We start from the raw sequence: 13608 nt of genomic DNA, 5'->3' as shown, positions 1-13608 counted from the left end.
CGCCGCGACGGCCCGCCCGAGCATCGCTCGGACGGGCCGTTCGGTCATTCGGGGAAATCACCGAGGACGGGCGGATCGCTTCCAGGGGGCCGGCAGGTCGTTCGGGGGCGGGTGGGGCGCGACAGCCGTCCGGGGGAGGGTCGGCCGCGCCCCACCCGGCGTCATCCCGGGCGGGGCGTCGGGCCCTCAGGGGACCCGGGCGGCCATGTCACCCCACAGCGCGCGTACCGAGTCCTCCAGGCCGTGGCTCGGGATCCAGCCCAGCAGGGCGCGGGCGACACTGATGTCCATCTGCTGCCGGTCGGCAGGGTCGGGGCCCTCGCCCTCCTCGACGAGCAGGTCGGCGGGCACACCACTGACCTTGATCAGCAACTCGACCAGGGTACGGGCGCACGTCGCCTCCCCACGACCGATGTTGATCACGGTCGGCAGCCGTTCCGCGGTGGCGCACTCGGCCACCGCGCCGGCGACGTCCCGGACGTCGACGAAGTCACGTTGCGCGCCGAGCGCCCGGAACCGCAGCACGGCCCGTTCGCCCGCCGCGGCCGCGGTGCGCAGCCGCTCGGCGACCAGGCCGGGCAGGCTCCCGCGCGGCGCGCCGGGCCCCAGCATGTTCGACACGCGCAACACGGTGCAGTCCACCTCGTGGCGGGCGGCCAGCAGCACCTCGGTCGCGCGCAGCTTGGTGCGGCCGTACAGGGTGGCGGGCGCGGTCGGGGTGCGCTCGTCGATCGGCGACGGCGCCGGCACGGGCGCGTACTCGTGCACCGACCCCAGGTGGACCAGGCGCGGGCGCCACTCCAGCGCGGCCAGCGCGGCCGCCAGGTGCTCGACGAGCCGGACGTTGGAGTGGAGCATCTGCGCCTCGGTGACGTTCCACACGCCGCCCGCCGAGTTCACCACGGCCGTGGGCCGTTCCCGTCGCAGCAGCTCCACCAGCTCGCCCGGGTCGGCCGCCGCCACGTCCATGGCCGCGAACCGCAGGCCGTCCCCGTCGCCGGGGGTACGGGCCACGACCAGGACGTCGTGGCCGCGAGCGGTGAGGGCGGCGCATACATGACGCCCGACGTAGCCCGTGCCGCCGAGCACTACCGTGCGTTTCATGCAGTGATCGTGACACCGCCCGCTCGAGCCCCCGTCGAAGGTCTGCGGCCGTGCGGGCACCGCCGAGGATCGCCCGAGCCTCGAGCGAGGCGTCGTAGCGTCCGGGACCATGGAGATCCATCCCTTGGAAGTGCCGGACAGTTTCCTCATCACGCCGCGGAAACATCCCGACCTGCGTGGATGCTTCTACGAGTCGTTCCGCTCCGAGAAGCTGTCGGCCGCTCTCGGACGCGTGTTCCAGCCCGTGCAGGTGAACTATTCGGTGTCCCGCCGGGGCGTCCTGCGCGGCATCCACAGCGTGCTGCTGCCGCCCGGGCAGGCGAAGATGGTGACCTGCCACCGCGGCATGGTGCTCGACATGGTCGTCGACCTGCGGCTGGGCTCGCCCACGTTCGGGCGGTACTCCGTCAACCGCCTCGACGCCGACTCCGGCGCGTCGGTGTTCATCGCCGAGGGCCTGGGCCACGCGTTCCTGTCGCTGGCCGACGACACCTGCGTCGGTTACCTGTGCTCGACGCCGTACGTGCCGGGCACCCCGCTGGACATCAACCCGTTCGACCCGGCGCTGGGCCTGCCGTGGGAACTGGACCGGGACCCGGTGATCTCCGCCAAGGACGCCTCCGCGCCGACCGTGGCCGAGGCCGCCGAGGCGGGGCTGCTGCCCACCTACGACGAATGCCGCGAGCTGTACGGCCGGCTCGCGGTGGGTTAATCGGTCTGATCCGGCCGGGTGGCGGCGGGTCACCGTCCGCCGGCCGGCACGGGAACGCGGCGGCCGTGGTCTTTGCGACTACGGCCGCCGCGGGGGTTCAGCCGGCGAGTCTCTCCAGTTCCGGGACCAGGTCCGCGGGTGTGGGCTGCCGGTCGATCTCGTCGCGGAGCTTCTGGGCGCCGGCGCGGTAGGCGGAGTCGTCCAGGATGGCGGCCAGGGCGTCCTTGGCGGCGCCGTGGTCGGCCTGGACGGCGGCCCCGGGAACCATGCGGCCGGTTCCGGAGGCCTCGACCCGCTCACCGGCCAGGACCAGGATGTGGTGGTCCGACGGCACGACCAGCTGCGGCAGGCCGAAGGACAGGCCGGTGTGCAGGGTCCCCGCGCCGCCGTAGACGACCATGGCGTCGCAGTCGTCCAGGAGCAGGTTGATCGGCGTCGGGTCGATCACGTGCACCGAGTCCGGCGCCACCTCCAGCAGCGCCCCGTGGTACTCCGGCACGCACGTGACCACCGCCTCCACGCCGGGAAGCTCACCGCAGGCGCGGACCACGTTGCGCAGGATGGACAGCCGCCCGTCCAGGGCGAGCGAACGCGTGCCGAGACAGACCAGGACCCGCCGGGCACCGGGCCGCTTGTCCGGCAACGTCGGCAGGGTCCCCGGCCCGTTGTAGGCGATGTAGCGGACGGTGCGGGCGGGCGCCGCGTCCGGGTGCTGCAGGCTCGGCGGGCACGGGTCCAGCGTGAGCGCCGGATCGGGCAGGCCGGTCTCCAGCCCGGCCCGCACGCAGTGGTCGTGCAGGGCCCGCCGGGCGACGTCACGGCCGGTGGTGATGAGGACCTCCGGGCCGAAGCGATGCCGAACCGCGGGGACCCCGAGCACCCCGCCGACGATCAGGCCGCTGAACTCCAGCGGGTCGGTGACGACCAGGTCGGGCCGCCAGTCCCGGGCGAACGACAGGTAGGCGTCCAGCACGTCGTCGGCGCGGTTCACCCAGCGGCGGGCGATGTTGTCCCAGCCCTCCTCCCAGCGGCCGCCGTGCACGCCGGACCGTCTGCTGCCCAGCCGGCCGGCGGCCCCCCGCGGGTCGGCCGGCTCACCGCCCTCGAGGACGCCGATCGGCAGGCCGGCCGCCTCGGCGACCGGCGTCACGTCGGGCCGGCCGGCGACGATCACGTCATGCCCGGCCGCCCGCAGGGCCCAGGCGACCGGGACCATGGACATCAGGTGAGTCGGCCAGACCGCGCCCAGCATTACTCGCATACGTTCGCTCCATTCGCTCGTGTCTTCTCCAAGACGGCGACCAGACCGGCCGGCGGGGGCAGGGTGTCGATCTCCGCGCGCAGCCGCTCGGCGGCGGCCCGGTATCCGGGCCGGCCGAGGATGTCGTCCAGGCCCGCGCTGATCGCGTCGGGGTCGTGCGGCGCGTCGATCACCCGGCCGGCGCCGGTGGCGGCGATGCGGTCGGCGCACACGGCCAGGGCGGGGAAGGCCGGGGAGCCCTCATCGGCCGGCAGCACGCACAGCTGCGGCAGCCCGAACGCGCACGAGGTCTGCGCGGTACCGGACCCGCCGTGGTGGACGACGGCGTCGCAGTCGCCGAGCAGGAGGTTGATCGGGACCGGGTCGACGATCCGGACCCCGGCGGGCACGTCGGTGAACCGGCTGCGCAGGCGGGGCGGCACCGTCACGACGGCCTCCACGTCCGGGCGCGTCCCGACGGCCTGGATGATCCTTTCCAGCAGTACGGGATGGGCGGCCTCGATGCTCATCCCGAGCGACACCAGCACGCGGCGGACGCCGGGGCGCCTGGGCGGGAGGGCGATCAGCTGACCCGCCCCGTTGTAGGGGATGTAGCGCACCGGCTCGGCCGGTGGCAGGTGCGGTGACTGCAGGCTCGGCGGGCAGGGGTCGACGACCAGGTCCGGCTCCGGCAGCCCGCCGCGCAGGCCCACGTCGCGGCAGGCCGGCGCGAGCACGTCGGCGGCGGCCTCACGGGCCGCCTGGGTGAAAAGGTCCGGTCCCCAGCGGTGATGGACCACCGGGACGCCCAGCGCCCCGGCGACGATCAGCGCGTTCCACTCCATCGGGTCGGACAGGATCAGGTCGGGCTGCCAGGAGCGGCCGAAGCGCAGGAAGTCGTCCAGCAGCGCCGCGACGCGTTTCTTCGCCCGCTCGGCCAGCACCTCCGTCGACCACTGCCAGGCGCCCGCACCGGCCGCGGGCCGGTGGCCGAGCGCCCCCGGAGTGGTCGGGCGCTGCGCCGCCAGTTCCGCCATCGCGATCGTGCGCGTCGGCAGCCCCGTGCCCTCCGCCGCGTCGGCGACGGGCCGGGTGGCGGCGACCACGACCTGGTGCCCGGCCGCGCGCAGCGCCCACGCGGTCGGCACCATCGCCATCAGGTGCGTCGGCCAGATGGCCGTCGCGATGATCCGCATCGTCTCCTCCGTCCCTCACCGGCCGCCGCTGACGGTCAGCACCTCGCCGGTGATGTTGCGATTCGCCGCCGAGCCGAGGAACAGCACCGCGCCGGCCACGTCCTCGGGGTCGCTGAGCCGCCCGCTCGGCGTCCGGCTCACCTCCGCGGCCCGTGCCTCCTCCGGCAGCCTGGCCCGTACCCGGCCGGTCAGGGTGACGCCGGGGCGTACCACGTTCACCAGGACGCCGTCGGTGCCCACGTCCCAGGCGAGACTGCGGGCGAACCCTTCCAGGCCGGCCTTGACCGCGCCGTAGAACTCCATTCCGTGGCCGCCGTCGCGGCTCAGGTGCGACGACAGCAGCACGATCCGGCCCCATCCCCGCTTCTGCATCGCCGGCACGGCGACCTGCACCGTGCGGATGGTCTGGGACAGGTTGTCGACGACGAACGCCGACCATTCCTCGCCGGGGACGTCGGGGAAGGCCGTCGCGCGCGGGGGGCGGGATCCCCAGCGGACCGCGTTGGCCACCAGGACATCCGGTCCGTGGCCCCACCGGTCGGCGACGGCGGCGAGCGCCGCGGCGTGCGAGTCCGGATCCGACAGCGCGTACCGCACCGCGAACGCGCGGCCCCGCCGGCCGCCGAGCTCGTCGGCGAGCCGGTCCGCCTCGCCGGCCTGCAGGTGGTAGGTCACGGCGACCCGTGCGCCCTCGGCGGCGTACGCGCGGGCGATCGCCTCCCCGATGCCGCCGGTCGCGCCGGTCACCAGCACCGTCTTGTCCGAAAGACCCAGGTCCACGGTCACCTCCGGGACAGGAGAGGGGCCGGTCCCGCGGCGAGCACGCGGCCGATCCCGGCGGCCACCTCATCGGCGTACCGCGCCGGCAGGCGGTCGGTGCGCACGGTGACGGTGATGGTCAGGGCGTCGCCGGCGGGCCGTACGTCCGCCTCGAGCTCGGCGGAGGTCGTCGGCGTGTCGGGGCGCACCAGCTCGGCGGTGCAGCCGGGCAGGTCCAGGGACGGCGGCGGGTCGTCCTGGTACAGCAGCATCGGCGCGCTCAGCAGCGCCGCGCCGTCCCCGGCCATGAACAGGCTCTGCGCGACCTCCGCGAACGGCACGTCCTGGGCGGCGAGGGCCCGCCCGACGGTGTCGCGGGCGGTGTCGAGGGAGTCACCGGCCCGGGCGCGCAGGCACAGGGAGTCGACGCGGCAGGTGACGCCGGCCGGGCCGCCGCGCCGGGCGGTCGGCACGACCATCGCGACGTCGCCTTGGCCGGTGAGGGTGTGGAGCACGCGGGCGTAGGCGGCGGCCAGGTAGACCAGCCGGGTGGTGCCGTGCCCGCGCACGTACTCCTCCCAGGGGGCGAGGGCGGCCGCGTCCACCGTGCGGGTCGCGCGGTGCTTGGGACCCGCCGCCTCCTCGGAGGTCAGGCGCCCGGGGAACGCCGCTTCGGTCAGGCCGGCCAGCTCGGTCTCCCAGTAGGCGAGCTGGGCGGTGGTGTCGGCGAGCGCGACGCCCCGGTGGTAGGCGGCGGCCAGGTCGGCCAGGGACGCCGCCGGGCCGCCGAAGTCGGGTGCCCGCCCGGCGCGCCGGGCCCGGTAGGCGGTGCCCAGGTCGGCGGCGAGGACGCTCTCGGCGGCTCCGTCGAAGGCGACGTGGTGGACGGCGACGCCGACCAGCGTGCGGTCGCCCTCGCCCGTCACGACGGCACGCCATACCCGGCCCGCCGAGATGTCCAGCGGCCGGAACAGCACGTCCGTCAGGGCGGCCTGCGGGTCGGGGTACCCGGGCAGCCGCACGAACTCCGGATGCCCCGGGTCCGCCGCCGGTACCGCGACCGGCTCCCCGGCGGCCCCGTACCGGGCGTGCAGCGCCTCGTGCCGACGGTGGACGTCCCCGACCGCGGCGGCCAGGGCCGCCACGTCCAGTTCTCCGCCGACGCGCCAGACCAGCCGGCACAGGTTCGCCGGATCGTCCAGATGCGCGCGCTGCTGCGGGGTCAGCGGCACACCGCCCGAAACCGCCGGCGCCGGCCGTCCCGCGCCGGCCTCGACGCCGGCGAGCCACCCGGCCAGGCCCGCCACGGTCGGCGTCCGGAACACCTGCGACACCGGGATCGGCACGCCGAACTCGGCGTCGATCCGCGCGCACAGGCGCGCGGCGTCCAGCGAGTCGGCGCCCAGGGCGAAGACCGGGACGTCGCGCGGGACCGACGGCGCCGCGAGGACCTCGCCGACCAGCCGCGCGACGGCCTTCTCCCCGGCGGTCACCGGCTCCGCGCCGCCCGCTGGGGCGTCCGCCGGCCTGGTCAGCCGCTCCAGCGCGCGGTGGTCCAGCTTGCCGTTGGCCAGCCGCGGCAGGGCCCGCAGCCGGCGGATCCGGCCGGGCACCAGGTACTCCGGGACCCGCCGCTCCAGTTCCTTGCGGACGGTCTCCTCGGCGCCGGACCCGTCGTAGTACAGGACCAGGTCCTTGCACGCGCCGCCCGGCCCGCGCACCGGGAGCACGGCGGCGCCGGTGACGCCGGGGACGGACTCGGCGTTGCGTTCGATCTCCGCCGGCTCGATCCGGTGCCCGCGGATCTTGACCTGCCGGTCGGCGCGCCCGCCGAACCGCAGCGTGCCGTCGGCCGCCCAGTGCCCCAGATCGCCCGTGCGGTACACCCGGCGCGTGACCCCGTCCACCGTGACCTGCGGGAACGCGCGGGTGGTCAGCTCCGGGTCGCCCAGGTAGCCCAGGGCCAGCCCGTCCCCGCCCAGGCACAGCTCACCGGCCTCGCCGTCCGCGCAGACCCGGTCACCGTCCATCAGGTGCACCTCGGTGTTGCCGAGCACCCGGCCGAGGGGGACGCCGTCCGGGTCGTCGCAGTCGGTGGGGCGGACGTCGTGCGCGGTGACGACGACGCCGCACTCGACCGGCCCGTACATGTTGTGCAGCGTCGCGCCCGGATGGCGGCGCAGGAACCGGCGGATGTGGGCGGGGGAGACCCGTTCGCCGCCGATGAGGACCCACCCGACGCCCTCGAACGCGCCGGAGTCCTCATCGACGATCATGTTGAACAGGGCGGTGGTCAAGAAGGCCCCGTTGACGCCGTCGCGGGCGACGAGCTCGCGCAGGGTCCGCGGGACGATCGGCTCGTCGACGAGGACGGACGTGCCACCGGTGAGCAGCGGGCCCCACAGGTCCAGGACGAACCCGTCCCACTGCGGCGGCGCGGCCTGCGCCAGGACGCTGCCCGGCCCGAGCGGCGCGAACGCGCACTCGTCGAACAGCCGTACGGTCCCCGCGTGCGGGGAGACGACGCCCTTGGGCGCGCCCGTCGTCCCGGAGGTGAAGTAGACGACCGATGGGTCGCGGGGGCCGACGCTCACCGGTTCGGGACGCCGATGCGCCGCCGCGGCGGCGCACACGTCCGCCGGAGGCCGCCACGACGGCAGCGGCCAGGCCTGATCCCCGGTGGTCACGACGTCGGTGGTCACGACGACCGGGCCGTCCAGCCGGGTGATCAGGTCGCGGAGGCGGCCGGCGGGCCAGCCGCGGTCGAGCGCCGCGTACGCCGCGCCGCGTTTGAGGACGGCGAGCAGGACGGCGATGAACTCCGGGGTGCGCGGCATCAGGACGGGCACGAGCCGGCCGGGGCCGACGCCCTCGGCGTCCAGCGCCACGGCGTAGTCGTCGGAGGCCGCGTCCAGCTCGGCGTAGGTCACCCGGCGGTCCCCGTGCACGAGCGCGACCGCGCCGGGCCACCGCCGCGCGCACCAGCCGAACATCTCGTGCACGGTGCCGCCGCGCCGGTACGGGCGGGGCGCCGGGTTGTGGCCGCTCACGCGAGCACGCGCCGTACGAACAGGCGGGTGGCCAGGCCGCCGAGCCCCAGCAGGCCGCCGGTCAGCACGAGGAGCAGGATCCAGGTGGGCATGTGACCGACCTGGGGGGTGAGGGCGGCGCGCAGCCCCTCGCTCATGTAGACCACCGGGTTGGCCAGCACCGCGATCTGCAGCCAGCGGATCGTGTGCAGCGCCGACCAGGTGAAGTAGACGCAGCCGAACATCATCAGCGGCAGCGCGAACAGCATGAACAGGGCGTTGGCCTTCATCGCGTCGAACGCGGTGCCGAAGATCAGGCCGATGCTGGCCGCCAGCATCCCCGACAGCAGGAGCACGACCACGAACAGGGGCCAGTTGTGCACGTGGACCTGCGGGGCCTGTCCCTTGGCGTGCACGGTCAGCACGATCGGGAACACCAGGGCGCCGGACAGGACCCCCTGGGTGCCGGCCGACACGATCTTCTGCGCGGCCACCACCCAGACCGGTATCGGGGCCAGCACCCGGTCCTCGATGTCGTCGTAGGCGAGTTCGATCAGCAGCGGGGTCATCGCGGCGTTCATCGCCTGCGTGGTGGCGCTGATGGCGACCAGCCCCGGCACCAGGACGGTCGCGAACGACATGGCGCCGCCTGCCGGGCCGGGGGGCGCGGAGCCGACGCTCGGCAGGACGAACGCGAACACGAACGTCATCAGGAGCGGCTGCATGATGGTGCGCAGCAGGAAGGTGACCAGCTGTTCGCGCAGCAGCAGGGCGTCGCGCCGGCACAGCACGCCGAAGGTGCGCGTGAAGGTGCTGCGGGGGGCCTCCGGGGGTGCCTCGAGCGCGGTGAGCGCGGTCATCGGCTGTACTCCCTTCCGGTCAGGGTGAGGAAGGCGGTCTCCAGGCTGGGCGGGGTCGCCGCGGCGTTCCTGATGGACAGCCCGTGGTAGGCGGACACGTTGACCAGGTCGCCGAGGATCCCGTCCGGTTTGGTGGTGTGCACGCGCAGGCGGCTTCCGTCGGCGAGGACCCGGGTCGTCCCGCTGAGCCGTTCCACGTCGGCGACCACCGGCTCGGCGTCGCCGTCGAACTCGACCGCCAGTACGGTGTCCGCGCCGGCGGCGGCCTTCAGGCCGTCGGCGGTGTCGCAGGCCAGCAGCCGGCCCTTGTCCACGACGCCGACCCGGTCGCACAGCGCGTCGGCCTCCTCCAGGTAGTGGGTGGTGAGCAGGATGGTCTGGCCGGACGCGTGCAGGGCCCGCAGGGCGGTCCACAGGTTGACGCGGGTCTGCGGGTCGATGCCGGAGGTCGGCTCGTCGAGGAAGAGGACCTCGGGGCGGTGCATCAGCGCCCGGGCGATCATGATGCGGCGGGCCTGGCCCCCCGACACCCAGCCGACCTTCGCCGAGCCCCGGTCGGCCAGGTCGAACTGCTCCAGCAGCTCGGCGCAGCGGCGGCGGGCCTGCCGGCCGCTCATCCCGAACAGCCGGCCGCGCAGCTCCAGGTTCTGGGCGATGGTGAGCGACCGGTCGAGGGTGACGTTCTGCGAGACGACGGCGATCCGCCGCTTGGCCTCGACGGGCCGGCGCATGACGTCGATTCCGGCGACGTAGGCGCTGCCGTTCGTCGGCCTGATCCGGGTGACGAGCATCCCGATCGTGGTGGATTTTCCCGCCCCGTTGGGGCCGAGCAGCCCGAAGAACTCGCCGGGCGGGATTTCAAGGTCCAGTTCGGACACGGCCGCCACCCGGCCGTTGGAATAGGTCTTGGAGAGCCCTACGGTCCTGATCGCTGCATCGGCCATGGGCGGCACACTCCCGAAAAGTCGGTCATATCAACCGCACCGACGCTAAGGAGTGGATGTCGAATACCCCTCGAGCCTCGATCGGGGCGTGCGAACCGCGGGCCTGCGCCACGGGCGGTCACAGCCAGCCGTTGTGACGCGCCTTGGCGACGGCCTCCATTCTGTTCCGGGCACCGGTCTTCTGAATGGCGGCCGAAAGGTGGTTGCGCACCGTCCGCTCGGACAGGCACAGGCGCTGGGCGAGCTCGGCGACCGGGGCGCCGTCGGCCGCCACGACGAGCACCTCACGCTCCCGGTTGGTCAGCGGGCAGGGCGCCAGAGTCAGCGCGTCCACGGCCAGCGCCGGGTCGATGGCCTGCTCGCCCTGCTTGACCCGGCGGATCGCCTCGGCCAGCCGCCCGACCGGCCCGTCCTTGGCCAAGAAGCCGCTCGCCCCCACCTGCAGGGCCCGGCGCAGATGACCGGGCCCGCCGAACGTCGTCACGATGAGCACCCGGCAGTCGGGCAGGTCGTCGCGCAGGTCCGCGGCGGCCTCCAGCCCGCTGCGCACCGGCATCTCGATGTCCAGCACGGCGACGTCGGGACGATGCCGCAGGGCCAGGGGGAGCACCTCGTCGCCGCTACCGGTCTCGGCGACGACCTCGATGTCCCGTTCAAGATCGAGGAGCTGCGCGAGTGCGCCCCGCATCATCCGCTGATCCTCGGCGAGCAGCACGCGAATCAAGAGCTCTCTCCCCTCCAAATCCAACGCCCTCGACGGGCATGCTCGCCGTCAGGCAGAAGCCGCCTCCCCGCCGAGCCGAGGTCTCCACACCGCCACCCGCAGCCGCCAGCCGCTCGGCCAGCCCCCGCAACCCGTATCCGGCGGGGGAGCCCGGGTCCGGTCCGACCCCGTCGTCGCTGATCTGCGCCGAGGCGAGACCGTCAACGTAGCGGATCTCGATTTCACACGACGTGGCCTTGCTGTGCCGGATGACGTTCGTGACGCCCTCGCGCACCACCCAGCTCAGCACCTCGTCCGCGGCCTGCGGCATCGGCTCGCCGCAGGTGTGCACCACCACCTCCACGCCCGCGTCGGCGAGCGCGGACCGGGCGCCGTCGACCTCGTCGGCCAGCCGGTTGGCCCGGTACCCGGCGACGGCGTCGCGCACCTCCTCCAGCGCGCCGCGCCCGACCTCCTCGATGTCGGTGGCGTGCCGCTCGGCGATGTCCGGCTGACGGGTGATGAACATCCGCACCGCCTCCGCCTTGACCACGATCAGCGACAGCGTGTGCCCGAGCAGGTCGTGCAGGTCGCGGGAGAACCGCAGCCGCTCGCGCATCACCGCCGCGTGCGCCAGCTCCTCCCGCGCGTCGCGGAGCTCGTTGATCACCGCCAGCATCCGCAGCATCGCGTAGATCACCACTCCGGAGATCAACGTCGCGTAGCCGATGGTGAAGGCGTCGTCGCCGGCGTCCCCGCGCGTGAAGGCGCACAGCCCCGCGCATGCGGAGACGCCGCCGAGCGCCGCGGGAAGCTGCCGCAGACCGCACCGGAACATGACGGCGCCGCACGCGATGGACAGCGGCATGAACAGCTCGACCATCCGGCCGCCGAACCCGTACGCCAGCGCGACGGTCAGCAGGCCCAGCGCCACCAGCGCCGCCGCAGCCAGGCCACGCCGCGCCTGGCTGCGGAACACGCACCAGAAGCAGACGACGTAGAGCCCGACGAATCCGATGAGCCCCGCGGCGGCCACCAGAGCCGGCCGGACCTTGCCGCCGAGCACGTCCATGGCGGCGCCCGAGACGATGACGAGGAGGAGAGTGTAGATCAGCGGCCCTGGACGACCGGCGATGAGAGCGGTGATCGGGTCTTTCTGCCTGCGCGACATCTCATCCCTTCACCAGCTAATCGTCAACATAGCATGACAACCTTTGCGAGCTTCGCATAAGTCACCAGTCAAGTCTGCGGCGTATTACCACTACGCCGGTATTCGATTTCCGTGCGGAGACCCATCGACGGCGAGCGATTACCCGGTCACGCCGCGCGCCCGCCCTTGCGGTATCCGAACGCCGCGAACAGCGCGAATGCCGCAGCCCAGGCGGCCAGCACGCCGACGCTCGCCGCCGACAGCCCTTTACCCAGGGCCAAATCCTGGGAAAGTTCGGTGTATCGATAAGTCGGCGTCAGTTTCGAGAAAGGCTTCAGCCAGGTCGGCAGGGAATCGACCGGCGCGAACAGCCCGCCGACAATGGACAGCACCAGGTAGACCACCAGACCGGCGGCCTGGGCCTTCGCGGCGTCGAACAGGTAGCCCATGCCGAGGCACAGCATGGCGATCGGGGCGACGCCGACCCACAGCAGCGCCACCATCCCGGCCCAGTTGGCGGCGCCCAGGCCGACCCCGTTGACGATCCCGGCGACCAGGCACACGGCCAGGATCGCGGGCAGCGCCAGCGTCATGATGTTCACGCCCCGCCCCACCACGACCGTCGCGGGCCGCAGCGGCGTCAACCGCAGCTGCCGCAGCCAGCCGGCCCGCTTGTCCTCCGAGACCGCGCCCGAACTCGACATCACCGCACCCAGCGCGCCGAAGCCCGCCATCGCGATCATGCTGTGGACCGCGTCGGTCCTGGAATGATGCCCCCCGCTGTTGAACAGCAGGTACAGCGCCAGCGGCGCGGCCAGCGTCATGATCAGGTAGCCGAAGTCGCGGATCGTGCGCCGCAGCTCCAGCCGCAGGTAAGCGATCATCGGGAGACCCCCTCCTCCTGGTTGGCCGTGAGCGCGAGGAACGCCTCTTCCAGCCCCGTGCCGACCACCTCGACGTTGCGCATGTCACCGCGGCGCGCCAGTTCGGCGACGGTGGCGTCCGGGTCGGTCGTGGTCAGGTGGGCCCGCCCGCCGCGGACCTCCACGGCGGTCACACCCGGCAGCCGGTCCAGCCCCTCGACCGAGCCGTCGCCGAGGTCGAAGCTGACCGTGCGCCCGCCGACGATCTTCTTGATGTCCGCGCCGCTGCCGTCGGCGATCACCCGGCCCTGCGCGATGACGACGACCCGCTCGGCGTAGTCGTCGGCCTCTTCCATGTAGTGCGTGGAGAACAGCAGCGTCTTGCCGCGCTCGGCGTAGGAGCGCATCGCCTGCCACAGGTCACGGCGCCCGGCGACGTCCAGCGCGGCGGTCGGCTCGTCCAGCACGATCACGTCGGGGCCGCCGGCCAGCGCGAGCGCGAACCGCACCCGCTGGGCCTGGCCGCCCGAAAGCCGGTCCACCCGGCGACCCGCCAGCTCGGTGAGGTTCGCCAGGCGCAGCGTCTCCTCCAGCGACGGCGGGTCCTGGTACGTCTGGCGGACGAACCCCACCAGTTCCTTGACCGTCACCCGCGGGATCAGGCCGCCGTCCTGGGGCATCGCCCCCACCTTGCCGGCCCGCACCGTGTCCCGGGGACTGCGGCCGAGCAGCTCGATCGAGCCCCCGTCCGGGGGGAGCAGCCCGAGCAGCATGTTGATGGTGGTGGACTTCCCGGCGCCGTTCGGTCCCAGCAGCGCCACGGTCTCGCCGCGGCCGATGGTCAGGTTCACGCCGTCGACCGCGCGGACGTCCCCATAGCTCTTTCTCAGGTCGGACAGGACGACCGCCGGGCCTTTCGCCGGATCGCCCATCGTGGATTCCTTCATGTGCACGACGCTACGGAATGGCGTTTTTCACCGACAGAGACAGGTGATTCGCGTTCACCGGGACATTTGTCCTGGAATTGCGCAGGCCACATCGGACGCCG

12 protein-coding genes are annotated in these 13608 nt (G+C 73.5%); 1 reads left to right on the top strand and 11 read right to left on the bottom strand.

From position 1 onward, the window contains the following. Positions 1-186: 186 nt before the first annotated feature. Positions 187-1104: an NAD-dependent epimerase/dehydratase family protein gene (locus ACQP2O_RS27955; RefSeq protein ID WP_433170061.1), complete on the bottom strand. Its 918-nt coding sequence runs from the start codon at positions 1102-1104 to the stop codon at positions 187-189. A gap of 109 nt (positions 1105-1213) precedes the next feature. On the opposite strand from ACQP2O_RS27955, the gene ACQP2O_RS27950 reads away from it, so the two are divergent. Beyond that, entirely contained in the window at positions 1214-1816 is a 603-nt protein-coding gene (locus ACQP2O_RS27950; protein WP_433170060.1) for a dTDP-4-dehydrorhamnose 3,5-epimerase family protein, read from the top strand. A gap of 97 nt (positions 1817-1913) precedes the next feature. Here the strand turns inward: ACQP2O_RS27950 and ACQP2O_RS27945 are convergent, their stop codons facing one another. The 10 genes from ACQP2O_RS27945 to ACQP2O_RS27900 all read right to left on the bottom strand — a co-directional run bounded on the left by ACQP2O_RS27945 (position 1914) and on the right by ACQP2O_RS27900 (position 13507). Further along, positions 1914-3077, bottom strand: a complete 1164-nt coding sequence (locus ACQP2O_RS27945) for a nucleotide disphospho-sugar-binding domain-containing protein (protein WP_433170059.1) — start codon at positions 3075-3077, stop codon at positions 1914-1916. Further along, positions 3068-4252, bottom strand: a complete 1185-nt coding sequence (locus tag ACQP2O_RS27940) for a nucleotide disphospho-sugar-binding domain-containing protein (RefSeq protein WP_433170058.1) — start codon at positions 4250-4252, stop codon at positions 3068-3070. The genes ACQP2O_RS27945 and ACQP2O_RS27940 overlap by 10 nt, the downstream gene beginning before the upstream one ends. 15 nt (positions 4253-4267) lie before the next feature. Next, positions 4268-5032, bottom strand: coding sequence for an SDR family NAD(P)-dependent oxidoreductase (locus ACQP2O_RS27935; RefSeq protein WP_433170057.1), 765 nt, complete (start codon positions 5030-5032; stop codon positions 4268-4270). Between the two features lie 2 nt (positions 5033-5034). Next, positions 5035-8061 (bottom strand): amino acid adenylation domain-containing protein, encoded by a 3027-nt coding sequence (locus ACQP2O_RS27930; protein ID WP_433170056.1) that lies wholly within the window; start codon positions 8059-8061, stop codon positions 5035-5037. Further along, positions 8058-8900: an ABC transporter permease gene (locus ACQP2O_RS27925; RefSeq protein WP_433170055.1), complete on the bottom strand. Its 843-nt coding sequence runs from the start codon at positions 8898-8900 to the stop codon at positions 8058-8060. Before ACQP2O_RS27925 ends, ACQP2O_RS27930 begins: the two co-directional genes overlap by 4 nt. Beyond that, positions 8897-9844, bottom strand: a complete 948-nt coding sequence (locus tag ACQP2O_RS27920) for an ABC transporter ATP-binding protein (protein WP_433170054.1) — start codon at positions 9842-9844, stop codon at positions 8897-8899. The genes ACQP2O_RS27925 and ACQP2O_RS27920 overlap by 4 nt, the downstream gene beginning before the upstream one ends. Before the next feature lie 118 nt (positions 9845-9962). Further along, the gene (locus tag ACQP2O_RS27915; RefSeq protein ID WP_433170053.1) at positions 9963-10568 is read right to left on the bottom strand and encodes a response regulator; all 606 of its coding nucleotides are present in this window, start codon (positions 10566-10568) and stop codon (positions 9963-9965) included. Next, positions 10498-11718, bottom strand: coding sequence for a sensor histidine kinase (locus ACQP2O_RS27910; protein ID WP_433170052.1), 1221 nt, complete (start codon positions 11716-11718; stop codon positions 10498-10500). The genes ACQP2O_RS27915 and ACQP2O_RS27910 overlap by 71 nt, the downstream gene beginning before the upstream one ends. 146 nt (positions 11719-11864) lie before the next feature. Next, positions 11865-12581 (bottom strand): ABC transporter permease, encoded by a 717-nt coding sequence (locus ACQP2O_RS27905; RefSeq protein WP_433170051.1) that lies wholly within the window; start codon positions 12579-12581, stop codon positions 11865-11867. Then, complete coding sequence (locus tag ACQP2O_RS27900) at positions 12578-13507, bottom strand: ABC transporter ATP-binding protein (protein ID WP_433170050.1); 930 nt, start codon at positions 13505-13507, stop codon at positions 12578-12580. The genes ACQP2O_RS27905 and ACQP2O_RS27900 overlap by 4 nt, the downstream gene beginning before the upstream one ends. Between the last annotated feature and the right edge of the window lie 101 nt (positions 13508-13608).

The organism is Actinoallomurus sp. CA-150999 (assembly GCF_050942425.1).
GTDB lineage: Bacteria > Actinomycetota > Actinomycetes > Streptosporangiales > Streptosporangiaceae > Actinoallomurus.
This window is presented reverse-complemented; position numbering and strand designations above follow the sequence as displayed.